This is a genomic window from Kineococcus aridisoli, assembly GCF_050871885.1.
Classification (GTDB): Bacteria; Actinomycetota; Actinomycetes; order Actinomycetales; family Kineococcaceae; genus Kineococcus.
This window is the reverse complement of record NZ_JBJLSF010000027.1, coordinates 19665-42817: the sequence shown is the minus strand read 5'-3', so window position 1 is coordinate 42817 and position 23153 is coordinate 19665. Positions and strand designations below refer to the sequence as shown.

General features: G+C 76.2%; 21 protein-coding genes. 6 read left to right on the top strand and 15 right to left on the bottom strand.

The window, feature by feature from the left end:
• Positions 1-257 precede the first annotated feature (257 nt).
• The 7 genes from ACRYM2_RS09790 to metG all read right to left on the bottom strand — a co-directional run bounded on the left by ACRYM2_RS09790 (position 258) and on the right by metG (position 9221).
• Positions 258-2072 (bottom strand): ABC-F family ATP-binding cassette domain-containing protein, encoded by a 1815-nt coding sequence (locus ACRYM2_RS09790; protein WP_432521842.1) that lies wholly within the window; start codon positions 2070-2072, stop codon positions 258-260.
• Entirely contained in the window at positions 2072-3073 is a 1002-nt protein-coding gene (locus ACRYM2_RS09785) for a 4-(cytidine 5'-diphospho)-2-C-methyl-D-erythritol kinase (protein ID WP_432521840.1), read from the bottom strand. The genes ACRYM2_RS09790 and ACRYM2_RS09785 overlap by 1 nt, the downstream gene beginning before the upstream one ends.
• A 67-nt stretch (positions 3074-3140) precedes the next feature.
• Positions 3141-4166: a glycosyltransferase family 2 protein gene (locus tag ACRYM2_RS09780; RefSeq protein WP_432521838.1), complete on the bottom strand. Its 1026-nt coding sequence runs from the start codon at positions 4164-4166 to the stop codon at positions 3141-3143.
• A gap of 132 nt (positions 4167-4298) precedes the next feature.
• Complete coding sequence (gene rsmA / locus ACRYM2_RS09775; protein WP_432521835.1) at positions 4299-5183, bottom strand: 16S rRNA (adenine(1518)-N(6)/adenine(1519)-N(6))-dimethyltransferase RsmA; 885 nt, start codon at positions 5181-5183, stop codon at positions 4299-4301.
• Complete coding sequence (locus tag ACRYM2_RS09770) at positions 5156-6331, bottom strand: resuscitation-promoting factor (RefSeq protein ID WP_432521833.1); 1176 nt, start codon at positions 6329-6331, stop codon at positions 5156-5158. Before ACRYM2_RS09770 ends, rsmA begins: the two co-directional genes overlap by 28 nt.
• A 242-nt stretch (positions 6332-6573) precedes the next feature.
• Complete coding sequence (locus tag ACRYM2_RS09765; protein ID WP_432521831.1) at positions 6574-7407, bottom strand: TatD family hydrolase; 834 nt, start codon at positions 7405-7407, stop codon at positions 6574-6576.
• On the bottom strand, positions 7404-9221 hold the full coding sequence (gene metG / locus ACRYM2_RS09760; RefSeq protein WP_432521829.1) for a methionine--tRNA ligase: 1818 nt from the start codon (positions 9219-9221) through the stop codon (positions 7404-7406). The genes ACRYM2_RS09765 and metG overlap by 4 nt, the downstream gene beginning before the upstream one ends.
• A gap of 103 nt (positions 9222-9324) precedes the next feature.
• On the opposite strand from metG, the gene ACRYM2_RS09755 reads away from it, so the two are divergent.
• Entirely contained in the window at positions 9325-9537 is a 213-nt protein-coding gene (locus ACRYM2_RS09755; protein WP_166617276.1) for a DUF3072 domain-containing protein, read from the top strand.
• 27 nt (positions 9538-9564) lie between these two features.
• Complete coding sequence (locus ACRYM2_RS09750) at positions 9565-10299, top strand: VOC family protein (protein WP_432521852.1); 735 nt, start codon at positions 9565-9567, stop codon at positions 10297-10299.
• Positions 10300-10318: 19 nt separating this feature from the next.
• On the opposite strand, the gene ACRYM2_RS09745 is transcribed toward ACRYM2_RS09750, so the two are convergent.
• Complete coding sequence (locus ACRYM2_RS09745; RefSeq protein ID WP_432521827.1) at positions 10319-11281, bottom strand: quinone oxidoreductase family protein; 963 nt, start codon at positions 11279-11281, stop codon at positions 10319-10321.
• An 84-nt stretch (positions 11282-11365) separates the two neighbouring features.
• Positions 11366-12394, bottom strand: a complete 1029-nt coding sequence (locus ACRYM2_RS09740; RefSeq protein ID WP_432521825.1) for a LacI family DNA-binding transcriptional regulator — start codon at positions 12392-12394, stop codon at positions 11366-11368.
• 117 nt (positions 12395-12511) lie between these two features.
• Here ACRYM2_RS09740 and arfA point away from each other — a divergent pair, with 117 nt between their 5' ends.
• Positions 12512-14023: an arabinosylfuranosidase ArfA gene (gene arfA, locus ACRYM2_RS09735; protein ID WP_432521823.1), complete on the top strand. Its 1512-nt coding sequence runs from the start codon at positions 12512-12514 to the stop codon at positions 14021-14023.
• A gap of 114 nt (positions 14024-14137) precedes the next feature.
• Here arfA and ACRYM2_RS09730 read toward each other — a convergent pair whose 3' ends face one another.
• Positions 14138-15067 (bottom strand): DNA/RNA non-specific endonuclease, encoded by a 930-nt coding sequence (locus ACRYM2_RS09730; RefSeq protein WP_432521822.1) that lies wholly within the window; start codon positions 15065-15067, stop codon positions 14138-14140.
• A gap of 69 nt (positions 15068-15136) precedes the next feature.
• Positions 15137-15880, bottom strand: coding sequence for a MerR family transcriptional regulator (locus ACRYM2_RS09725; RefSeq protein WP_432521820.1), 744 nt, complete (start codon positions 15878-15880; stop codon positions 15137-15139).
• A 214-nt stretch (positions 15881-16094) separates the two neighbouring features.
• Between ACRYM2_RS09725 and ACRYM2_RS09720 the strand changes: the two genes are divergently transcribed.
• The gene (locus ACRYM2_RS09720) at positions 16095-16703 is read left to right on the top strand and encodes a hypothetical protein (RefSeq protein WP_432521818.1); all 609 of its coding nucleotides are present in this window, start codon (positions 16095-16097) and stop codon (positions 16701-16703) included.
• On the opposite strand, the gene ACRYM2_RS09715 is transcribed toward ACRYM2_RS09720, so the two are convergent.
• The 3 genes from ACRYM2_RS09715 to ACRYM2_RS09705 form a co-directional block, all read right to left on the bottom strand.
• The gene (locus ACRYM2_RS09715) at positions 16681-17313 is read right to left on the bottom strand and encodes a PadR family transcriptional regulator (protein ID WP_432521816.1); all 633 of its coding nucleotides are present in this window, start codon (positions 17311-17313) and stop codon (positions 16681-16683) included. The genes ACRYM2_RS09720 and ACRYM2_RS09715 overlap by 23 nt on opposite strands.
• Positions 17314-17437: 124 nt before the next feature.
• A complete protein-coding gene (locus ACRYM2_RS09710) occupies positions 17438-19057 on the bottom strand; it encodes an N-acyl-D-amino-acid deacylase family protein (protein WP_432521814.1) in 1620 nt (539 codons plus the stop codon).
• The gene (locus ACRYM2_RS09705; RefSeq protein WP_432521812.1) at positions 19054-20337 is read right to left on the bottom strand and encodes an alanine racemase; all 1284 of its coding nucleotides are present in this window, start codon (positions 20335-20337) and stop codon (positions 19054-19056) included. The genes ACRYM2_RS09710 and ACRYM2_RS09705 overlap by 4 nt, the downstream gene beginning before the upstream one ends.
• Before the next feature lie 150 nt (positions 20338-20487).
• On the opposite strand from ACRYM2_RS09705, the gene ACRYM2_RS09700 reads away from it, so the two are divergent.
• Positions 20488-21261: an IclR family transcriptional regulator gene (locus ACRYM2_RS09700; protein ID WP_432521810.1), complete on the top strand. Its 774-nt coding sequence runs from the start codon at positions 20488-20490 to the stop codon at positions 21259-21261.
• Complete coding sequence (locus ACRYM2_RS09695) at positions 21258-21671, top strand: RidA family protein (protein WP_432521808.1); 414 nt, start codon at positions 21258-21260, stop codon at positions 21669-21671. Before ACRYM2_RS09700 ends, ACRYM2_RS09695 begins: the two co-directional genes overlap by 4 nt.
• Before the next feature lie 18 nt (positions 21672-21689).
• Here ACRYM2_RS09695 and ACRYM2_RS09690 read toward each other — a convergent pair whose 3' ends face one another.
• On the bottom strand, positions 21690-23093 hold the full coding sequence (locus ACRYM2_RS09690) for a putative bifunctional diguanylate cyclase/phosphodiesterase (RefSeq protein WP_432521806.1): 1404 nt from the start codon (positions 23091-23093) through the stop codon (positions 21690-21692).
• Between the last annotated feature and the right edge of the window lie 60 nt (positions 23094-23153).

Below are 23153 nucleotides of genomic sequence, written 5' to 3'. Positions count from 1 at the left end.
GGGTGCGTCGCTGATGCTCAAAGTCCCCCCTGGACTGGTCCTGCAGCTCCCCGCCGGGCGGCGGCGGCGGCACCCCGGTCGAACGCCCCCACGTGGAGACCGGGCGGTGCGTGGCTCAGAGTAGGGGAAAGCCACCCGAACGACGCAAGGGGTGGCAGTCCCGGTGACGATCGAAGGGCATGATCCCCCCGATCAGCGTCACCCGTTCGACGCAATGAGCACAGTCAGCGACAGACAGTGATCAAAGCGCTGATCGCTCACTCCACGAGCTCGGAGGCCTCCAGCCAGGTCTCCTCCAGCTGCGCGCGCTCGGCGAGCAGCTCCTGCAGCTGCGCGTCCAGCGCCGTCACCGCGACCGGGTCGGTGGCCTGCGCGGCCAGCTGCTCGTGCAGCTGCGCCTCGCGGCGGGCCAGCTTCTCCAGCTGCCGCTCCACCCGGGCCATCTCCTTGCGGGCGGCCCGCACGGCGGCCCCGTCCGCCGCCGTGCCCGCGGCGGCGGACGCGGCGGCCGCACCCGCCGCGGCCCGGGCGCCGTGGTGCGCCGCCCGCGCCTGCGCGCGCCGCTGCAGGTACTCCTCCACGCCCCCCGGCAGGTCGCGCACGGTGCCGTCGCCCAGCAGCGCGACCTGCCGGTCGGTGATGCGCTCGAGCAGGTAGCGGTCGTGGCTGACGACGACCAGGGTGCCCGGCCAGCCGTCGAGCAGGTCCTCCACGGCGGCCAGGGTGTCGGTGTCGAGGTCGTTGGTCGGCTCGTCCAGCAGCAGCACGTTCGGCTCGCCCATCAGCAGCCGTAGCAGCTGCAGCCGGCGGCGCTCGCCGCCGGACAGGTCGTCCACCCGCGTCCAGGCCCGCTGGGCGGTGAAGCCCAGCCGCTCCAACAGCTGCCCGGCCGGGACGTCCCGGTCGCCCAGGCGCACGTGCCCGGCGACCTTCTCGACGGCCTCCAGGGCGCGCAGCCCGCCGACCTCGTCGAGCTCGCGGACCTCCTGCGACAGGGTCGCCACCACCACGGTGCTGCCGCGCCGGACGCGGCCGGCGTCCGGGCGCACGGTGCCGTTCACCAGCCCCAGCACCGAGGACTTGCCCGCGCCGTTGACCCCGACGACCCCGATGCGCTCGCCCGGGCCCAGGCGCCATGTCACCCGGTCCAGCAGCAGCTTGCCGCCGAAGCCCAGCGTGACGTCCTCGAGGTCGACGACGTCCTTGCCCAGCCGGGTGGTCGCCATCTTGGCCAGCTCCACCGAGTCGCGCAGCGGCGGCACGTCCTCGATGAGGGCGTTGGCGGCGTCGATGCGGAAGCGCGGCTTGCTGGTGCGCGCCGGAGCGCCGCGGCGCAGCCAGGCGAGCTCCTTGCGCAGCAGGTTCTGCCGGCGCTCCTCGGTGACCGCGGCGACGCGGGCGCGCTCGGCGCGGGTCAGCACGTACGCCGCGTACCCGCCGTCGTAGGGGTCGACGACCCCGTCGTGCACCTCCCACACGCGCTCGCAGACGGCGTCGAGGAACCAGCGGTCGTGGGTGACGACGAGCAGCGCGCCGGAGCCCGCGGGCCAGCGCGAGCGCAGGTGCTCGGCCAGCCAGGCCACGCCCTCGACGTCGAGGTGGTTGGTGGGCTCGTCCAGGACCACGAGGTCGTGGTCGCCGGCGAGCAGCGCGGCCAGCGCGACCCGGCGGCGCTGGCCGCCGGAGAGCGTGGAGACCAGGGCGTCCAGCCCGCCGACGTCGGAGGCGTCCAGGTCGCCGAGCAGGCCCGCGACGACGTCGCGCACGCGCGACTGCGAGGCCCACGCGTGGGCGGGCTGGTCGCCGAGCACGGCCTCGCGCACGCTGGCGCCCGGCGCCAGCGCGTCGCCCTGCGAGAGCATCCCCAGCCGCAGGCCGCCGGTGTGGGTGACCCGCCCGGCGTCCGCCTCCTGCGCGCGGGTCAGCAGCCGCAGCAGGGTCGACTTGCCGTCGCCGTTGCGGCCGACGACGCCGATGCGGTCCCCCTCGGAGACGCCGAGGGAGACGCCGTCGAGCAGCGTGCGCGAGCCGTGGACGACCGTGAGCGCCTCGGCGCTGACGAGGTTGGCCATCAGCGCACCCCCCCGTCGCGGTGGCGGACGGGGACGGCGACCGCCTCCAGCACCCGGGCGCCCGGCACGGGGCCGGTGGCGGTGCGGACGCGGGCTCCGCCGGCGAGCTGCCCGGCGAGCTGCCCGGCGAGCTCACCGGCGATCCGGTCCGCCTCGGCGGCGGAGGCGGCCAGCAGCGCCACCGTCGGCCCGGACCCGGAGACGATCCCGGCCAGGGCCCCGGCCGCGGCGCCCGCGGCGAGGGTGCCGGTCAGCTCGGGGGCCAGGGAGCAGGCGGCGGCCTGCAGGTCGTTGGAGAGCGCAGCGCCCAGCTGCGCGGGGTCGCCGGAGCGCAGGGCGGCCTCGACGGCCCGCAACCGGCCCTCGTCGCCGGCCTGGGCCGTGGGCGCGGGCGCCAGCCCCGCCGCGCGCAGCCGGTCGCACTCGGCGTACACCGCGGGCGTGGGCAGGCCGCGCACGCCCGGCACGAGCACCCAGGAGAACGCCGCCTCGGTGAGCACGGGCGCCAGCTCGGTGCCGCGGCCGGTGCCGACGGCGGTGCGCCCGTGCAGGCCGAAGGGCACGTCCGAGCCCAGCTCGGCGCCCAGCTCGGCGAGCGCGTCCAGACCGGCGTGCAGGCCCCACAGGGCGTCGCAGGCGACCAGGGCCGCGGCGGCGTCGGCCGAGCCGCCCGCCATCCCGCCGGCGACGGGGACGCCCTTGCGCACGTGCAGCGCGACGGCCTCGTCGACGCCGCCGCGCTCGGCGAGCAGCCGGGCGGCGCGCAGCGCGAGGTTCGCGCCGTCCAGGGGCACGTCCGCGACGTCGGTGCCGTCCACGCCCTCGACGGTGACCGAGAACTCCTCGGCGGGCGCGGCCGTGACCTCCTCGTAGAGCGAGAGGGCCTGGAAGACCGTCACGAGGTCGTGGAACCCGTCGTCGCGGCGGGGGCCGACCTCCAGCAGGAGGTTGACCTTGGCGGGAGCGCGCACGGTGACCTGCGCGTCGGGAAGAGGCACCACGACGTCAGACCCTAGGCGCACCCGCGGGCGTCCCGGACCGCCGGGCCGGACGCCGACCCGGCGGGGCTCAGCGCCGCGGCGCGCTGAAGGTCGACCCCCGCAGCCACCGCGCCAGGTGCACCCCGACGGCGGCGACGTCGCGCCCGGCGGCGGCCGGGCGGCGCTCGCGCAGGGCGGCGGGCACGCGGCGCGCCGCGGCGGCGCCGGCCTCGACCTGCAGGGCGCGCCAGGCCCGGCGGGCCGTGGCGCGCGAGCGCGGGTCGTCCTCCGGGTCGTGCAGCGCCTTGCGGTAGAAGGCGCGCGCGCCGACGCGGGCGGCGTCGCCGTCGTTGGTGGCGTTGCGCTCGTGGCGGCGGTAGTGGGCGACGACCTCGTCGAGCAGCAGCAGCGGCTGCCGCCGGGCCAGGCGGCGCACGTAGTCCCAGTCGTCGCACATCGGGATCGACCCGTCGAAGCGGCCGACGGCGTCGACCGCGCTGCGCCGGATGAGCCAGACGGCGGGCGGGTAGCCGCGCCAGTCGTGCAGCACGCTGTCCAGGGTGGTGGGCGCGTGCACCGGCAGCGGCACGAAGCGCCGGCCCTCCAGGCCCCAGCGCCGGCGCATGAAGTCGGGCCAGCCGCCCTCGTCGAGCAGCTCCCCGCGGAAGTCGACGGTCTCGGCGAGGGCGTGCACGAACTCGACGGAGGGGTTCGCCTCCAGCGCGGCGGTCAGCGCGGCCAGCGCGTGCGGGAGCAGGACGTCGTCGGCGTCGAGGAAGGTGACGAAGCGCGCGGAGGGCGGCAGGTTGTCCAGGCCGGTGTTGCGGGCGGCCGCGATGCCCCCGTTGGGGCGGCGCACCACGCTGATGCGCGGGTCGCCGAGCTGCTCGGCCACGGCGCCGGTGCCGTCCGTGGAGCCGTCGTCGACGACGACGGCGATCCAGTCCCCGCGCGTCTGGGCCTGCAGGCTGCGCAGCGTCTCGGGGAGGGTGGCGGAGGCCTGGTACGCCGGGATGAGCACGGCGATCCGCCCCTCGGGCGCACCGGCCCCGCCCGCCCCACCGGCCCGGTCGGCCTCGTCGAGCCCGCCCACCTCGTCGACTCCGTCGACCACGTCCTCGCTCCTCGCTGACGACGCCCCACGGTGCGTCACCACTGCCACCGTAGCCGGGGCGGTGCCGCCGCGACGACGACCCTCCCCCTGCGTGAGGGTGACGGGGGCCCGGTGCGCTCGCGACCGCCCGGCTCAGGCCGGCGGGCGGGGTGCGGCCGGACCGGCCTCGGCGATGCGGGCGAAGTCCTCGACGCCGAGCTGCTCGCCGCGCGCGGACGGGTCGACGCCCGCGGCGCGCAGGGCCTGCTCCGCCGCGGCGGCCGAGCCCGCCCAGCCGGCGAGGGCGGCCCGCAGCGTCTTGCGGCGCTGGGCGAAGGCGGCGTCGACGACGGCGAACACCTCCTCGCGGGTGGCCGAGGTCGACGGGGGCCGCCGGCAGGTGAAGGCGACCAGGCCGGAGTCGACCCGCGGCACGGGCCAGAACACCGGCGGGGGCACGGACCCGGCACGGCGGGCCTCGGCGTACCAGGCGGTCTTGACGCTGGGCACGCCGTAGGTGCGGCTGCCGGGCGGTGCCACGAGGCGGTCGGCGACCTCGGACTGCACCATGACCAGGCCGTGGCGCAGGGTGCCGAAGCGCGCCAGCATCGACAGCAGCACGGGCACCGCGACGTTGTAGGGCAGGTTCGCGACCAGGGCCGTCGGCGCCGGCCCGGGCAGCTGCTCGACGGCCACGGCGTCGGCGAGGACGACGTCGAAGGAGGTCCCGGCCCGCGCGCGGGCCCCCACGGTGGTGGGCAGCTCGGCGGCCAGGACGGGGTCGATCTCGACGGCGACGACCCGGTCGGCGACCTCCAGCAGCGCCAGGGTCAGCGAGCCCAGGCCGGGGCCGACCTCGACCACGACGTCGTCGCGGTCGAGGTCGGCCAGGCGCACGATGCGCCGGACGGTGTTGGCGTCGACGACGAAGTTCTGCCCGAGGGTCTTCGTCGGCCGCACGCCGAGCCGGGTCGCCAGGTCCCGGACGTCCCTGGCCGTCAGGAGGGAGCTCAGAGCTTCTTGCCGCACACGGGCCATTGTCCGGCACCGGCGCGCTGGTACAGCAGCTTGGCGCGGTGGGTCTGCTCCTCGGCGGAGGCCTGGCTGGGCAGCCCGCTGCCGCCGACGGCCCTCCAGGTGGAGACGCTGAACTGGTACAGGCCGTGGTACTTGCCGCTGCTGGAGACGATGCTCGGGTTCCCGCCGGACTCGCACCGGGCCAGGGCGGCCCAGTTCAGCCCGTCGGCGCCGCTGACGGACCCGCCGCCGGAGCCGCCGGAGCTCTCGGCGGGCGCCGGAGCGGGGGCGGGGGCGGGCTTGGGCTTGGTGCCCACCTGCACGACCTCCTCCACGGGGGCGGCGTCGACGACCTCACCGGTGAGGTCGTGCTGGGTGCGCACGCCGTCGCGGAAGACGTCGGCGAAGCTGAGCGTCTTGGAGCCGTCCACGCCCGCGGTGACGACCTCGCGCTCGCCGGTGAAGAGCCGGTCGGTCTGCTCGGTGCGGCTGCCGTGCGGGATCGCCACGACCTCGGTGGAGGTGGAGCGGTCCACGCGCACGACGTAGAGCTGGAAGCCGGGGGTGATGCGCGTCTCCGGCAGGGCGGAGACCTCGTCGCCCGGGCGGACGAGGACGCCGGACTCGGCGAGCAGGCCCGCGACGTCGGTGGCGGTGGTGGTCAGCTGCTGCTGCTGGCCGTCGTGGACGACGGCGGCCTGCTTGGGCGTCACGACGTCCAGGGCCAGGCCCGCGCGGCCCAGCGGCTCGGAGCGGGAGGCGGACAGCTTGGCGCCGTCGGCGCGCACGTCCAGGTCGGCCAGCGCCTCGTCGACGGTGCGGGCGGTGGTCCAGTAGGTCCGCTGCTCGCCGTCGAGGGTGAGGGAGAGCTGGCGGCCGTAGCGGACGACGATGGTCTGCCCGTCGGTGACCTCCGTGTCCGGCGCGGGGGCCACGACGTCGTGCGCGCCCAGGACGACGCCCTGCGCCTCGAGCACGTCGGCGACGGTGCCGCCGAAGGTGCTCACCTCGCTCGTGCGCCCGTCGGCGTCCAGGACGACGTCCTTGTCGAGGGCGGTGAAGGCCGCGGTGCCGCCGACGACGACGACCAGAGCGCTGCCTCCCGCGGCGATCCGCACGGTCCTGGAGGTCTTGCCGACGGTGCGGGAGACGAGCTGGCGCAACTGCACGAGGAGGTCCTTCGACGATGTGCCCGGGCACGAGCTCCGGGTCAGGCCGTCGAGGAGGGACCCCCGTCCCCACGTCGGCCGCGCGACCCGGCCGTCTCGATCCGGCCGACAGGAGCGGACCGTAACCGCTCCGAGACTTCTTCGACAAGTCGCCGTGATCCCTGGAGCTGGTCCCGCGCGCGGGCGGAGGGCGCCGGGACCCGTCACCGGGGTCCGTCACCGGGGCCCGTCACCGGGGGCCGTCACCAGGGGCCGTAGACCGCTTCCGCGGTGGCGGCCAGCTGCCCGCACAGCTCGTCGAGGTCGGCGCCGAGCGTGGCCGCCATCGAGCGCACCGTGAGCGGGACGAGGTAGCCCGCGTTGGGCCGCCCGCGGTGCGGGACCGGGGTGAGGTAGGGCGCGTCGGTCTCGACCAGGAGGCGGTCGCGAGGCGCCGCGCGCAGCGCCTCGCGCAGGGGCTCGGCGTTCTTGAACGTCACCGTCCCCGCGAAGGAGAGGTAGTACCCGGCGTCGGCGCAGGTGCGGGCCATCGCCGCGTCGCCGGAGAAGCAGTGGAACACCGTGCGCTCCGGCGCCCCCTCCTCGGCCAGGACGCGCAGGACGTCCTCGTGCGCGTCGCGGTCGTGGATCTGCAGCGCCAGGCCCAGCTCCTTGGCCATCGCGATGTGCGCGCGGAAGGAGAGCTCCTGCACGGCGCGGCCCTCGGGACCGGTGCGGAAGGTGTCCAGGCCCGTCTCCCCCACGACCCGGATCCGCGGGTGGGCGGCGAGGGCGCGGATCTCCGCCAGCGCCGCGTCCAGCTCGCCGCGCTCGGCCAGCAGGGGCGCCTCGTTGGGGTGGATCGCCACGCCGCCCAGCAGCTGCGGGTGCCGCTCGACGGCCTCGACCGTCCACCGCGCCGCCGGCAGGTCGCAGCCGATCTGCACCGAGCGCGGGACGCCGGCCGCCGAGGCCGCCGCGAGCAGCGCGGCGACCTCGGCGGGCGAGGACTCGCCGTCCAGGTGGGTGTGGTTGTCGGCCACGGGGACCGCCAACGGGGGCGGTGCCGGCGGCCGGGAGGTGTCGCGCGGGCTCACCGCTGCAGCCGTGCCAGTTCCTCCTCGACGACGGCCGCGACGTCGAGCTTGGTGAAGATCGGCGTGGGCGCGGCCACCGGGGTGCCCGGCACGATCGGCGCCGGGCCCCACGCGGGCAGCGTCGCGCCCTCGCCCGTGCCGCGCCGGTAGTCGCCGGTGAGGACGGGGTAGGAGCGGGAGGCGTCGTCGAGGTCGGTCACCTCGCGCAGCTGCGGCAGCGGGGAGACGGTGCCGGTGCCGCCGAGGGCCTCGTGGACCTGCTGCGCCGAGTGCGGCAGGTACGGCGAGAGCAGCGTGCGGCAGTCGGAGACGGCCTGGGCGGTCACGTGCAGCACGGTGCGCATGCGCTCGGGGTCGGAGTTCTTCAGCTTCCAGGGCTCCTGCTCGGTGAGGTACTTGTTGACCTCGCCGACCACGCGCATGGCCTCCCCCAGCCCGGCGCGCTGGCGGTGGTGCTCGATGAGCTCGCCCACGGCCGCGAAGCCGGCGCGGGTGGTGCCCAGCAGCGCCCGGTCGGCGTCGGTGAGCTCCCCGGCGGGGGGGATCCGCCCGACGTTCTTGGCGATGAGCGAGGCCGTCCGGTTGACGAGGTTGCCCCAGCCGGCGACGAGCTCGCTGGTGGTGCGGGTGGCGAACTCCTGCCAGGTGAAGTCGGAGTCGTTGTTCTCCGGGCCGGCGGCGGAGATGAAGTAGCGCAGCGCGTCCGGCTGGTAGCGGGCCAGCACGTCGCGGACGTAGATGACGACGCCGCGGCTGGAGGAGAACTGCTTGCCCTCCATGGTGAGGAACTCGCTGGCGACGACCTCGGTGGGCAGGTTGAGGTTCCCCAGCGGCCCCGGCTGCCCGCCGCGCGCGCCGCGGCCGTCGTGGGCCAGCAGCTCCGCGGGCCAGATCTGGGAGTGGAAGGTGATGTTGTCCTTGCCCATGAAGTAGTACGACTCCGCCGACGGGTCGGTCCACCAGGCCCGCCACGCGTCGTCGTCGCCGGAGCGGCGCGCCCACTCCACCGAGGCCGACAGGTACCCGACGACGGCGTCGAACCACACGTACAGCCGCTTGGCGGGGTTGTCCTCCCAGCCGGCCAGCGGGACGGGGATGCCCCAGTCGATGTCGCGGGTCATGGCCCGCGGCTTCATGTCCTCCAGCAGGTTCTGCGAGAACTTCAGCACGTTGGGGCGCCAGCGGCCCGTCTGCGCGCGCGTCTGCAGCCAGGAGCCCAGGGCGTCGGCGACCGCCGGCAGGTCGAGGTAGAAGTGCTCGGTCTCGACGAAGACCGGGACCTCGCCGTCGATGCGGCTGCGCGGGTTCTTCAGCTCGATGGCGTCCAGCTGGTTGCCGCAGTTGTCGCACTGGTCGCCGCGGGCGCCGTCGAAGCCGCAGATCGGGCAGGTGCCCTCGACGTAGCGGTCCGGCAGCGTGCGGCCCGTGGAGGGCGAGATGGCGCCCATGCCCTTCCTGGCCACCATGTACCCGTTGCGGTGCACGCTGCGGAACACCTCCTGCACCACGGAGTAGTGGTTGCGCGTGGTGGTGCGGGTGAAGAGGTCGTAGGACAGCCCCAGGCCCTGCAGGTCCTCGGCGATGACGCGGTTGTAGCGGTCCGCGAGCTCCTGGGGGCTGACCCCCTCCTGCTCGGCCTGCACGAGGATGGGCGTGCCGTGCTCGTCGGTGCCGGAGACCATGAGGACGTCGTGACCCGCCATCCGCATGTACCGGCTGAACACGTCGGAGGGGACGCCGAAGCCGGCGACGTGGCCGATGTGGCGGGGGCCGTTGGCGTAGGGCCAGGCCACCGCGGACAGGACGTGGGTCATGCCCCGATCCTAGGGCGAGCGGGCGGGGCGGGCGGCCGGGCCGCCGGCGGGCCGGGGCCGCTTCGGCGGGCACGTGTCGGAGCCTCGCCGTAGCGTCGCCCCCGTGAGCGAGAACGAGACCCCGGACCCCACCCAGAACGCCGAGAAGGACCCCGAGACGTGGGTCACCGGCGACGAGCCCATGACGGGCCCGCAGCGCAGCTACCTGCAGACGCTGGCCCGCGAGGCCGGCCGCGAGCTGCCCGACGACCTCGACAAGGCGCGCGCCTCCGAGCTCATCGACGAGCTGCAGCGCGAGACCGGCCGCGGTCAGTGACGCACCACCGCTGAGAGGAGCGCGGCGCTGAGCGACAGCCTGCTCGTCGACGTCGTCGTCGACGCCGCCGACCCCGGGCGGCTGGCGCACTGGTGGGCGCAGGCGCTGTCCTGGCGGATCGGCCACGTCGACGACGACGAGGTCGACGTGGACCCGCCCGAGGGCGAACCCGGTCTCGGGCTGGTCTTCGTGCCCGTGGACGACGTGAAGACGGGGCCGAACCGGATCCACCTGGACCTGGACACCTCCTCCCCCGCCGAGCAGCGCCGGACGGTGGAGCACCTGCTCGACCTGGGTGCGCGCCCCGCCGACGTCGGCCAGGGCGAGGTCCCGTGGACGGTGCTGGCCGACCCGGAGGGCAACGAGCTGTGCGTGCTGGACCCGCGGCCGGAGTACGACGGCTGCGGATCGGTGGCCGCCGTCGTCTGCCAGGCGCTCGACCCGCTCGCGCTGGCGAACTTCTGGGCACCGCTGTCCGGCTGGCGGCACGTGCGCTCCTCCCCCGAGGTGCAGGCGCTGCGGCACGGGGACACCGGTCCCCACCTGGAGTTCGTGCGCAGCCCCCACCCGCACGTCGGCAAGAACCGCTGGCACCTGGACGTGCGGGCCCGCCGGGGCGGGCGCGGGCGCGAGCACGTCATCGCCGAGGCCCTGCGCACCGGCGCCCGCCACGCCGACGTCGGACAGGGCGACCGGGTGCCGTGGACGGTGCTGGCCGACCCGGAGGGCAACGAGTTCTGCGTCCTGGGCGGCGAGGTCTGAGCCGTCGCCCGGGCCGCGCTCAGGGCAGCAGCAGCAGCTTCCCGGTGCTGCGCCGGCCCTGCAGGTCCTCGTGCGCGGTGCGCGCCCGCTCCAGCGGGTAGGTGCGCCCGATCCGCACGTCGAGGCGGCCGGCGGCGATCCAGCCGAAGACCTCCTCGGTGCGCGAGAGCAGCTCGGCGCGCGTGAGGGTGTAGGAGCCCAGCGTGGGGCGGGTGAGGAACAGCGAGCCCGCGGCGTTGAGCCGCTGCACGTCGAAGGGCGGCACCTGCCCGCTGGAGCCGCCGAAGAGCACCATGAGCCCGCGCGGGCGCAGCGCCTCCAGGCCGGCGTCGAAGGTGTCCCTGCCGACGCCGTCGTAGACGACGTCGACACCGCGCCCGCCGGTGAGCTCGCGGGCGGTGCGGGTGGCCTCGGCGTAGCGGACCACCGCGTCGGCGCCCGCGGCACGGCTGAGCTCGGCCTTGTCCTCGGTGCTCGTGGTGGCCAGGACGCGCCCGCCGCGCAGCTTCACCATCTGCGTCAGCAGCAGCCCGACCCCGCCGGCGCCGGCGTGCACCAGCGCCCAGGTGCCGTCGGTGACCCGGTGGGTGTCGGTGCACAGGTAGTGCGCGGTCAGCCCCTGGAGCATGACGGCGGCGGCCGTGGTGGCGTCGACCCCCGCCGGCACGGGCACCAGCTCCGCGGCGTCGACGAGGACCTGCTCGGCGTAGCTGCCGGGGGCCTCCTTCCACGCCACGAGCTGCCCCCGCGCGAAGCCCTCGACGCCCTCGCCGAGCGAGAGCACCCGCCCGGCGCCCTCGCCGCCGAGGACGGCGGGCAGCTGCAGCGGGTAGACCCCGCTGCGGCGGTAGGTGTCGATGTAGTTGACGCCCGCGGCCTCGACGGCCACGAGGACCTGCCCCGGCCCGGGGCGCGGGTCGGCCAGCTCGACGACGGCGAGGACCTCCGGTCCCCCGGTCCGGGTGATCTGCACGGCGCGCACGGGCGCGATGCTGCCAGCCCGCGCCACCGGCGGCCCGCCGGACCCACCGGGCGGCCCGGCGCCGTCGGCGCCGCCCGGGTCGGGTCAGCCGCCGGTGCTCTCCCGCACGACGAGCTCGCCCTTGACCGACAGCAGCCGGGGCGGGGCGTCGGAGCCGGCGAGGCGGTCGGCCAGCAGCCCGAGCGCGAGGTCGGCCATCTCGGAGCGGTCCAGGGCGATGGAGGTCAGCGTCGGCGCGGCGAACTTCGCGTCCTCGACGTCGTCGACGCCGACGACCGCCACGTCCTCGGGCACCCGGCGCCCCGACAGGCGCAGCGCGTGCAGGGCCCCGAAGGCGACGAGGTCGTTGGCGGCGAAGATCGCGTCCACGTCCGGACGGGCCCGCAGCAGGGCCGTGGCGCCCTCGAAGCCGTACCGGCGCTCCCACTCCGGCAGCGGCCACAGCAGGCCGGGGTCGACGTCGAGGCCGTTGCGCTCCAGGGCGGTGCGGTACCCGGTGGCGCGCTGGGCGACGACCGGGGAGCGGTGGGTGGACTTGTCGCCGAGGAAGGCGATGCGCCGGCGGCCCGCGTCGATCAGGTGCTGGGTGGCGGTGGTGCCGATGTCCACGGAGTCGATGGTGACCCGGTCCAGGCCGGAGCCCTCGCCGTGCTCGCCGATGAGGACCGCCGGTGTGCGGTCGCGGCGCAGCGCGAGCTCCTCCACGTCCATCGTGAGCGGGACGAAGACCAGCCCGTCGACCATCCGGACCGGGAAGCCGGCCGCGACCTCGCGCTCGCGATCCAGGTCGGCGTCGGTCTGCTCCACCAGCAGCGTGAGGCCGCGGGCGCGGGCGGCCGTCACCAGCGCCGAGGTCAGCTCGCCGTAGTAGGGGTAGGTGACGTTGGGCAGGGCCAGGGCCACCAGGCCGGTGCGCCCCTGGCGCAGCTGACGGCCGATGCCGTTGGGGCGGTAGTCGAGCCGCTCGATGACGGCCCGCACGCGCTCGCGCATCTCCGGGCGCACGTGGGGGTGGTCGTTGACGACGTTGGAGACGGTCTTGATCGACACTCCCGCCGCCTCGGCGACGTCTCGCAGCGTCGTCGCTCGCACGGTCGCTCGGGAGGTGGGCACCGGCGCATTCTGCCACCGGCGCCTTGACGCCGTCGCCGACTTCGCGTTGACTGCCTTCCAACGTTGCAATCAAGGTTGCAATCACACCGACGTGACGCGAACCCCAGGAGACTCCTCGTGCGCACCGCTCGACTGGCCCTCGACCCCGCCTTCACCGTGGGCCCGGTCCCACGCCGCCTCTTCGGCTCGTTCGTCGAGCACATGGGCCGCTGCGTGTACACCGGCATCTTCGAGCCCGACCACCCCACCGCGGACGAGGACGGCCTGCGGACCGACGTCCTGGAGCTGACCAGGGAGATCGGCCCGACGGTCGTCCGCTACCCCGGCGGGAACTTCGTCTCCGGCTTCGAGTGGGAGGACTCCGTCGGCCCGCGCGAGGAGCGCCCGCGCCGCATCGACCGCGCCTGGCGCTCGGTGGAGACCAACCAGTTCGGCCTGGCGGAGTTCGACGCCTGGGCCCGCAAGGTCGGCACCGAGACGATGATGGCCGTGAACCTCGGCACCCGCGGCCTGCAGGAGGCCTGCGACCTGCTGGAGTACACCAACCTCGACTCCGGGACGAAGTTCTCCGACCTGCGCAAGGCGCACGGCAGCAAGGACCCGTTCGACATCAAGCTGTGGTGCCTGGGCAACGAGCTCGACGGCCCCTGGCAGACCGGTCACAAGACCGCCGCCGAGTACGGCCGCCTCGCCGCCGAGACCGGCATGGCGATGCGTTCGATCGACCCGAGCATCGAGCTCGTCGCGGTGGGTTCCTCCAGCCGTTCGATGCCGACGTTCGGCGAGTGGGAGTCGACCGTCCTCGACCTCGCCTACCACGCGGTGGACTACGTCTCCTGCCACGCGTACTACGAGGAGAAGGAAGGCGACGTCGGGAACTTCCTGGCCTCCGCCGTCGACATGGACCTGTTCATCGAGCAGGTCGTCGCGACCGCGGACGCGGTGCGCGCCAAGGGGAAGCACTCCAAGAAGATCAACCTGAGCTTCGACGAGTGGAACGTCTGGTACCAGTCGCGCCCGCACCACGCCGAGGGCGTGCAGCCGTGGGACGTGGCCCCCCGCGTCATCGAGGACGAGTACTCCATCACCGACGCCGTCGTCGTCGGCACCCTGCTGAACTCGCTGCTGCGCCACAGCGATCGCGTGACGATCGGGGCCCAGGCCCAGCTCGTCAACGTCATCGGCCTGCTGCGCAGCGAGCCGGGCGGGGACGCCTGGAAGCAGACCATCGCGCACCCGTTCGAGCAGGTCCGCCGCCTGGCGAGCGGGAACGTCCTGCAGGTCGTCACGCAGTCCGACAAGTACGAGAGCTCGAACTTCGGCGGCGTCGACGTCGTCGACGCGTCGGCCACCTGGGACGAGGAGACCCTCACCCTCTTCCTGGCCAACCGCGACCTGTCGGAGCCGGCGTCCGTGGACGTCGCGCTGCGCGGTTTCGGCGTGGACCGCGTGGCCGGGGCCAAGGTCCTCGCCGCCACCGAGGGCCAGGACCGGCACACGACCAACGCGACGGGCGACCACCAGCAGGTCGGCCTGCGCCCGCTGGAGGACGTCAGCGTCACCGACGGCACCGCGACCGTCGTGCTGCCGCCGCTGTCCTGGGCGGTCGTGCAGCTGCGCAAGGGCTGACCGGCCCGAGACCGGCCCGACGACCGGCCCGCGGTCCCGCGCGCAGCGGGGCCGCGGGCCGTCGTCGTCCCCGCGGTGCAGGTGCGGCGTGCGGGTGCGGCGCGCGGCCCCGCGTCAGAGCAGCAGGTCCGCGGGGCGCCCGACCGGCCGCCAGGCGGGCACCCCGCCCTCGATGGCGGCCGGGGTGGGCACCAGCTCCGGCAGCCGGTCGGCCGCCACGAGCGGGCCGAGGTCCAGGGCCGTCAGCTCCGCGATGTCGGCCACCGGCACCTGGAAGGTGCGGAACCCCCCGATCTCGGGGACCTCCTGGGCGGACGGCGCACCGACGACGTCGGCGACGAGCGGGGTCTGGTCCAGGACGAAGCCGGTGCTGGCCAGCTGCGGGGCGCCGCCGCCCGCCGGCTCGCGCAGGTGCGCGGCCACCTTGTAGAACCGGCGCGGGATGCGCACCCCGCGGTACTCGGGGTCGTCGTCGGCGAACACCGGCCCGGTGACGACGACGAGGCGCTGGTCCCAGCGCCGCGCGTGGTCCAGGACGTGGTCCTCCAGCCCCAGCCACAGCTCCAGGGACTGGTTGAAGCGCGAGGCCTGCGGGGCGGCGTTGGCGTAGGAGAACGTGTCGGCGTTCGCCTCCCGCGCGTCCGCGCCCCAGCCCGCGTCCCGCCGGCGGACCAGGTGCCCGCGGTCGAAGTCGTTGCGCGCGTAGAGCTCCGCCCCGGCCTGCTCGTCGGGGGCGATGCGCGGGTCGAGGAACCAGGCGTCCCCCGAGCGCGGGACGTCGACCAGGCTCGCGCCGTCGACGGCCACGACCGTCGCGGCCGCCAGCCGCCGGTCGGGGCGCTGGACGATCGAGAAGTGCGTGTAGGGCAGGACCACGACCGGCGTGCCGTCGGTGGGCACCGGCACCGGCACCGCGGGCCCGGGCGCCAGGAACAGCGGGTCGTAGCCCGCGCGTCCCGACAGCTCCGCCGCGCCGACGCGCTGCACCGCGCCGTCGGCCCCCGCCGTCCCCACGCCGCCCACGACACCGCTCGCTCCGCTCATGCGACCAGCCTGCACCCGGCCCCCGACACGGCGGCGGCGCGCGGTGGTCGGGCCGGTGACGCGCGGGCGTCAGCTCAGCGACCGCCCGGCGAACACGTCCGCGGCCTCGTGCAGGTAGCGCGCGGTGCCGGGGCCGGCGGCGTCGTAGGCGGCGCGGAACCGCTCGTCGTCCACGTACCCGCGCGTCAGGGCGCGGTACGCCTCGGCCGAGGGGGTCCAGAACAGCGACACCCACGCGTGGTGGCGGCGCACGAGCTCCTGCACGTGCGGTGCACCCGCGTCGTCCCCGCGGGCGGCGGCGTCGGCCAGCGCCCGCGCGAGCGCGGCGTGCTCGGCCGCGTGGGCCTCGCGGCCCCGCTCCCCCAGCGACTCCCAGGCCCGCCGGACGCCGTCGGCCGCCTCGCGCCCCCAGCGCTGCACGACCTCCTCCTCGTGACGGCCGTGGTCGAAGCCGTCGAACACCTGCTCCACGTCGAGCTCCTCTCCTCGCTGCGTCCTCTCCAGGGTGGTGCGCACGGACTCGACGAGCCGTGCCGTGCGGGCCGCCTCGGCCCGCAGCAGGTCGAGGTGGGCGCGCAGCGCGCTCACCTCGTCGGTGCGCGCCTCGAGCACGTCGCGGATGGCCGGCAGACCCATCCCGAGCTCGCGCAGCAGCATGATCCGCTGCAGGCGCCGCAACGCGGCGTCGTCGTAGTAGCGGTAGCCGTTGGGGCCGGTGCGGCTGGGCGCGAGCAGCCCGACGTCGCCGTAGTGGCGCAGCGTGCGGCTCGTCGTGCCCGCCGCCCGGGCGACCTCCGAGATCGTCCACTCCACGCTCCCCGCCCCCTCCTGCCGTCCGGTGCACCCACCGGTCCCGAGGACGGTAGGAGTTGACGCAGCGTCGGGGTCAAGGGAAGACGGGGTCGAGCGAGGGCGGGGTCGAGCGAGGCCCGGCGCTTCCGCTGCGCCGATCTTGACCCGAGGCGCACACTCTCAGTAGACAGGTTCTCTACGGTGAGTGCTCTGACGGAGCGGACGGGGGTGGCGGGTGCGCGTGGACCGCGCCGTCGTCGTGCTGCCGGTGCCGCCCGCGGACACGCCCCTCGCGGAGGCCTGCCTGGAGCACCTGGTGGCCGCGGCGGACGAGGCCGCGGCGGGCGGCGTCCCCACGACCGTGCTGCTGGCCACGTCCGCGCCCGCCGCGCTCGAGCGGCTGCTGGCCTCGTGGGCGCCGCTGGTCGCCCTCGTGGACGGCGTCGACCTCGCCGTCGACCACCACCCGCGGGCCGAGGACGCCGGGCAGCTGATCGACGCGGCCGCCGCCGAGGTGGCCCGCCGCGCGGCGCACGGCGGGACGGGCGGGGCGGGGACGGGCGGGGCGGCGGGCACGCTGCTGCTGGTGACGAGCCCGGACGTGGTCGTCGGACCCGGCTGGATCGCCGAGCACGTGCGCCACCGCCGCGCCGGCGCGCGGGCCAGCACCGGGCCTGTGCGCGGCGGCGGGGACCACCGCCTGGTCGCCAACTGCGCGCTGGGGCTGGACCTGCTGGGCGCCGGCGGGCCCCCCCTGTCGCAGCTGCTGCCGCGCACCGGGGTCGTGCACGCCGTCACGCCCGTCGTGGCGCGCACGCGCGTCAGGGCTCCGGCGTCTCCCTGAGGTCCTGGGCCAGGACGGCGACCAGGTCGCGGCGGCACTGCTCCAGCACGTCCCCGGCCCGGCGCAGGTCGGCCGGGCGGCCGGTGACGGCGATCTGCTGGTAGGTGGCCGCGATGCCGGCGAGCTGGCGGCGCAGCTCGTGCGCCTGCTCGCGGCCGGGGGCGTCCTCGGCCGCCTCCCACGGCGGCGGGACGTCGGCCAGCTCCTCGGCGACGTGGCGGCGCCCCTGCTCGGTCAGCGCGAACCGCCGGGCGTCCTGCGCGTCCGCCTCCACGAGCCCCTCGTCCTGCAGCTGCTGCAGGGTCGGGTAGACCGAGCCGGGGCTCGGCCGCCACCGCCCGTCGCTGCGGCGGGCGACCTCCCCGATGATCCGGTACCCGTTGCTGGGCCCCTCGGCCAGCAGCACGAGCACCGCGGTCCGCACGTCGCCGCGCGGGCGGCGCCCCCCGCCGCGCCCGAACCCGCCGGAGCCCCGCGGTCCGCGCCCCTCGAACGGCCAGTCCGGCCCGCCGAACCCGAACGGCCCGCCGAACCCGAACGGCCCGCCGGGGTGGTGCCGGCGACCACCGCGCGGACCCCACGACCCTGCCCCGAACGCCTCGCCCCTCACGTCCCACCTCCACGCCCGGCGCGGCCGCGTGCCGCACTCGATGCATCGACGATATGTCGTTGACTGTCGTTCGACAAGGGAGCCGACGCGGTCGCGACGGCCGGGGCGCCGCGGGCCGGGGACGTCAGCCGCGGTGGCGCAGGGCGCGGCCGGGCACGGCACCGGTGCGCACGCCGTCGGCGACGACGGGGGTCCCGGCGAGCAGGACGTGCGGGATGCCGACGGCCTGGCGGCGGGGTTCGGCGAAGGTGGACCCGGCGGCGACCGTGGCGGGGTCGAAGAGGACGAGGTCGGCGACGGCGCCGGGGCGCACGACGCCGCGGTCGGTCAGGCCCAGGCGCCGGGCGGGCCGGGAGGTCAGGTGCGCCACGCACTCCTCCAGGCCCAGCACGCCCTCCTCGCGCACGTAGCGGCCCAGGTAGTGCGCGAACGTCCCCCAGGCGCGCGGGTGGGGTTTCGCGCCCACCAGCAGGCCGTCGCTGCCGCCGCAGTGGCGGGGGTGGGTCATGACGGCGCGCACGTTCTCCTCGTGGCCCACGTGCTGCAGGACCGTCGTGCCGAGCCGGTCGCGGCGCAGCACGTCGGTGAACACCTCGAACGGCGCGGCACCGGTGTCCGCGGCGATCTGCGCGATCGTCCGCCCGACGAGCCCGGACAGCTCCGCGTGGCGCACGCCGGAGACCTCCAGCGTCGCCCAGTCGGCGACGACGCCGTGGCAGCCGTCGGAGCCCTCGACCTCGACCGCGTGGCGGATGCGCTGCAGCGCAGCGGGTTCCTCCAGCCGCCGCAGCGTGGCCGCCGGTCCGCCGGCCGAGGCCCAGCCGGGCAGCACGGCGGCCAGGGTCGTCGAGCCGGGCAGGTAGGGGTAGGTGTCGAGGGTGACGTCGACGCCGTCGGCGAGCGCGGCGTCGACGAGGGCGAGCAGCTCCCCGGCGCGGCCGGCGTTGACGGCGAAGTTCATCGTGGCGTGGGTCAGGTGCAGCGCGGCGCCGGAGCGGCGGGCGACCTCGACGACCTCGGCGTACGCCTCCAGCGCGCCCCGGCCGTAGGAGCGCTGGTGCGGGGCGTAGAAGCCCCCGTGCGCGGCGACCACCTCGCACAGCGCCACGAGCTCGTCGGTGTCCGCGTACATCCCGGGCACGTAGGTCAGCCCGCTGGACATCCCGAAGGCGCCCTCGCGCATCCCCGCGTCGACGAGCTCGCGCATGCGCGCCAGCTCGGCGGCGCTCGCGGGGCGGTCCTCGGTGCCGACGGCGAGCATCCGCACGGTGCCCTGCGGCACGAGGTAGCAGACGTTCACCGCCGCGCCCGCGTCGACGCGGTCCAGGTACTCCCCCACGCTCCGCCAGGACCAATCCAGGTCGGGGACGCCGTTCCAGCCCGCCAGCTGCTCGCGCAGCACCTCCAGGGCCGCGTCGTCGACGGGGGCGTAGCTCAGCCCGTCCTGGCCGACGACCTCGGTCGTCACGCCCTGGGTGGTCTTGGCCAGGTGCTCGGGGTCGGTGAGGACGGCCAGGTCGGAGTGGGCGTGCATGTCGATGAACCCGGGGGCCAGCACGAGACCGCCGGCGTCGAGCACGCGCGCCCCGGCGGTCGTGGTGACCTCGCCGAGCTCGGCGACGCGCCCGTCCACCAGGAGCGCGTCGGCGCGGCGGGCCGGTGCCCCCGTGCCGTCGACGAGCAGGGCGCCGCGCACCAGCAGCGGCTCGCCCGCCCGGTCCCCGCCCGCCCGGGACCCGCTCACCCGAACACCGTCCGCACCCAGTCCACGAGCACCGGCTGCGGAGCCAGCGCGTCGTCGAGCACGGGCAGCAGCTGCCACTTGTCGAACGTCGTGCACGGGTGCGAGAGCCCCAGCCGCAGCACGTCGCCGACGCGCACCTCGCGCGCCGCGCCCTCCAGGCGCACGAACAGGTGCTGGTCGTTGAGCGCGGTGACGCTCGCCCCCTGCAGGGGTGCGGTGTCGCCGTCGCCGCCGCGGCGCACGGCCTGGACCTCCGGCAGCCCCTCGTCGAAGGGCAGGTCGCGCTTGCCCGCGTCGGCCAGCGCCAGACCGGGTTCGGGGCGGGAGACGACCCGCGCCCACCCGTGCAGGGCCGAGCGCAGCTCGCCGGCGGCGCCGCGCGCCATGGGGGTGATGGAGCGGTAGAACCCGTCGTCGTGGGCGACGGAGGCGCCGGCGCGCACGACGACGCGCACGGGCACCGGCCCGCCGGGGTCGTGCAGCGGGCCGAGGACGTCGGCGACGGCGTCGAAGTAGGCGCTGCCGCCGGCGCTGACGACGATGCCCTCCGGCAGCTCGGGGTAGAGGCCCTCGGCCAGCAGCCGGGCGTGCAGCGAGCGCAGGTCCGACAGGTAGGTGCGCACGACGGTGAGGCTGGCGGGGGCGGCGTCGTGGGCGAGCGCGCCCTCGTAGCCGGCCACCCCGGCCAGCCGCAGCCCGGGAGTGGCGGCCACGGCGCGGGCGACCTCGAGCGCGGCCGCGCCCGAGCGCGCCCCGGTGCGCCCGCCCGGCGCGCCGAGCTCGACGAGCACGTCCACGGGCCGCGCGGCACCGCTCACGTGCGGGGCCATCGCCGCGACGACGTCCACGCCGTCGGCCCAGCACAGCACGCGCGCGGGGCCGCGCTGCGGGCCGGTGACCAGCCGCAGCACCTGCGGGTCCAGCAGCGGGTAGGCGGCCAGCACCCACGGCACCCCCGAGCGCAGCGCCACCGTCAGCTGCCAGGGCGTGGCGACGGTCAGGCCGAGGGCGCCGGCGGCCAGCTGGGCGCGCCAGATCGAGGGCGCCATCGTCGTCTTGCCGTGCGGGGCGAGGTCGACGCCCCGCCCGCGCGCCCAGGCGGCCATCGCGGCGACGTTGGCCTCCAGCGCCCCGGCGTCGAGGGTGACCAGCGGGGTCGGCAGCTGCACCAGCCCGGGCCGGGCGGCGGCGACCTCCTGCGCGTCGCGCCCCCAGGCGTCGACCGGGACGGCCTTGTGCCGCGGGTCCAGCGGCCCGAGCTCCTGCGCGTCGTACCCCACGGCGACTCCCGTCGCGGACCCGGCGGCCCGTCCTCGTCGCAGGTCGCCCCGACCCGCGTTGCGCTCCGTGCAACGGTCGTTGCACCCAGGTGGGACGCCGTTCTAGCATCGCCGCGTGGTCCGGTCAAAGGTCCCCTCCCCGGCGGCGCCGTGAGCGCCTCCCTGGGGCGGGCGCTGGGCCTGCTGGACCTCGTGGCCGCGGGCACCTGCACGCTGGGCGGTCTCGCCGCGGCCAGCGGGACCCACAAGAGCACCGTGCTGCGGCAGCTGCGGGTGCTCGAGGACGCCGGGTACGTCCACCACGACGACCAGCACCGCTACGTCCTCGGCGCGCACCTGTTCCGCCTCGCCCAGCAGGCGCTGGACTCCTTCGACGTGCGCACCGCGGCCGCACCGCGCCTGCGCCGGCTGCGCGACGCGGTCGGCCGGACCGTCCACCTGGCCGTGCTCGACCCGCGACCGGGCGCGGGCTGCGTCTACGTCGACGAGCTGGAGCCGGCCGGCGCGCCCGTGCGGACGGTCTCCCGCATCGGCGGCACCGCGCCGCTGCACCGCACGGCCGTCGGCAAGGTCCTCCTCGCCGGCCTGCCGCCCGCCGAGCGCGAGCGCCTCGTGCGCGCCCTGCCGGTGCCGGCGTCCGCGGCGCGCACCACCACCGACCCCGACGCCCTGCTCGCCGAGGTCGCCGAGGTCGCCGAGCGCGGCTGGGCGCAGGAGCGCGCCGAGGACGGGTCGTTCGTCAACTGCGTCGCCGCACCCGTGCACGGCGCCGACGGGCGGGTCCGGGCCGCCGTCTCGATCTCGGTGCCCGACGTCCTGCTGCCCCACGAGGCCCTCCTGGCCCTCGTGCCCACCCTGACGTCCGCGACCGCGGACATCTCCCGCGACTGCGGGTACGACACCCCTGGAGGGACCTCCCCGTGACCGACGCGACCGACCGCACCGCCGTCAGCACCCCCGACGCGCCCGCCCCCGCCCACACCTTCTCCCAGGGCGTGCGCAAGGGCGGGCTGCTGCAGGTCTCCGGCCAGGGACCGGTCGACCCGGCGACGGACGAGTACCTGCACCCCGGCGACGTGCGGGCGCAGACCGTGCGCACGCTGAGCAACGTCGAGGCCGTCCTGCGCGCCGGCGGGGCCACCTTCGACGACGTCCTCGTGCTGCGCGTCTACCTGACCACCCGCGACGACTTCGCGGCGATGAACGAGGCGTACGGCGAGTTCGTCACCGCCCGCTGCGCCTCGGGCGTGCTGCCCGCGCGCACGACGGTGTTCACCGGCCTGCCGCGCGAGGAGATGCTCGTGGAGATCGACGCCCTGGCCGCCCTGGGCTGAGCGCCGCCGCGGCGCGGCTCAGGCGAGCTCGACGACGGCGGGCTGGGCCAGCCCCTCGGAGCGGGCCCAGGCCAGGGCCGCGCCCGCCGGCAGCGGGCGGGCGAAGAAGTAGCCCTGCAGCTCGTCGCAGCCCAGGGCGCACAGCCGGTCCGCGGCCGCCACCGTCTCCACGCCCTCGGCCACGACCACCAGGCCCAGGCGGTGGGCGAGCGCGATGACGGTGGAGACGATGACCTCGTCCTCGGGGTGGGCCGCCAGCTCGGCGACGAACTGCCGGTCGATCTTCAGCTCGTGCACGGCGAGACCGCGCAGGTGCCCCAGGCTGGTCGAGCCGGCGCCGAAGTCGTCGACGGCCACGCGGACCCCGCGCTCGCGCAGCCTGGCGACGGTGCGCCGCGCACCCGCGGGGTCCGCGATGACGGCCGTCTCGGTGATCTCCAGGACGAGGTCCTGCGGCTTCCAGCGCGCCAGCGCCAGCGCCTCCTCCACCACGCCCAGCAGCCCCTCGTCGAGGCTGACCGCGGAGACGTTGACCGCCATCGAGGTGCACAGCCCCTGCGCGCGCCAGGTCGCCGCCTGGCGCAGCGCGGTGATCATCGTCCAGCGGGTGAGGGCGTGGATGAGGTGGGTGCGCTCGACGTGCGGCAGGAACTCCGCCGGCAGCAGCAGGCCCCGGCGCGGGTGCTCCCAGCGCACCAGCGCCTCGAAGCCGAGCAGCCGGGCGCCGTCGCCGGAGACCTTCGGCTGGTAGTGCAGGACGAGCTGGTCGTCCTCCATCGCCTGCCGCAGCTGTCCCAGCAGCTCCAGGCCGCCGGCGGAGTGCGGGTCGGTCGCGGCGTCGTAGCGCAGGACCCCGCAGCGGGCGCGCTTGGCGGCGTACATCGCCACGTCCGCGCGCTGCAGCAGCTGCCCGAGGTCGCGGCCGTCCTGGCCGGCGAGCGCGATGCCGATGCTGCCGGAGAGGTCCAGCGGGACCGTCCCGGCGTGGAAGCCGCCGACGGCGAGCGCGGCCAGCAGCCGCTTGGCCAGCACCTCCAGCTCCTGCGCGCCCGCGGGGTCGGCGACGAGGACGGCGAACTCGTCGCCGCCCAGGCGGGTGACGCGCCCGCGCCCGCCGACGGTGGCGCTCAGCAGGCGCGCCACCTGGACGAGGACGTCGTCGCCGGCGGTGTGCCCGAGGGTGTCGTTGACGTCCTTGAAGCCGTCGAGGTCGAGCAGCAGCAGGCCCGCACCGCGCCCGGCGGCCAGCACCGGGTCGGCGGACTCGGCGAGCGCGCGGCGGTTGCCCAGCCCGGTGAGGGGGTCGGTGCGGGCGAGCTCGGCGCGGTCGCGGTCGCGGCGCAGGCACAGCACGAGCAGCGCCGCGGCGGCCAGCAGCGTCTCCAGGACGGCGATCGTCCACGCGATCGAGGCGGCGCTCACGGACGTCCATCGGCACGCAGGGCGACGAGGTGAACCGTCCGGGCGAGCGGTCTCACCCGG

Excerpts from the sequence above, each read along its gene's own strand:
- ACRYM2_RS09790 (WP_432521842.1), bottom strand. The coding sequence starts at position 2,072 with ATGGCCAACCTCGTCAGCGCCGAGGCGCTCACGGTCGTCCACGGCTCG.
- rsmA (WP_432521835.1), bottom strand. The coding sequence starts at position 5,183 with ATGGCCCGTGTGCGGCAAGAAGCTCTGAGCTCCCTCCTGACGGCCAGG.
- metG (WP_432521829.1), bottom strand. The coding sequence starts at position 9,221 with ATGACCCACGTCCTGTCCGCGGTGGCCTGGCCCTACGCCAACGGCCCC.
- ACRYM2_RS09730 (WP_432521822.1), bottom strand. The coding sequence starts at position 15,067 with ATGAGCGGAGCGAGCGGTGTCGTGGGCGGCGTGGGGACGGCGGGGGCC.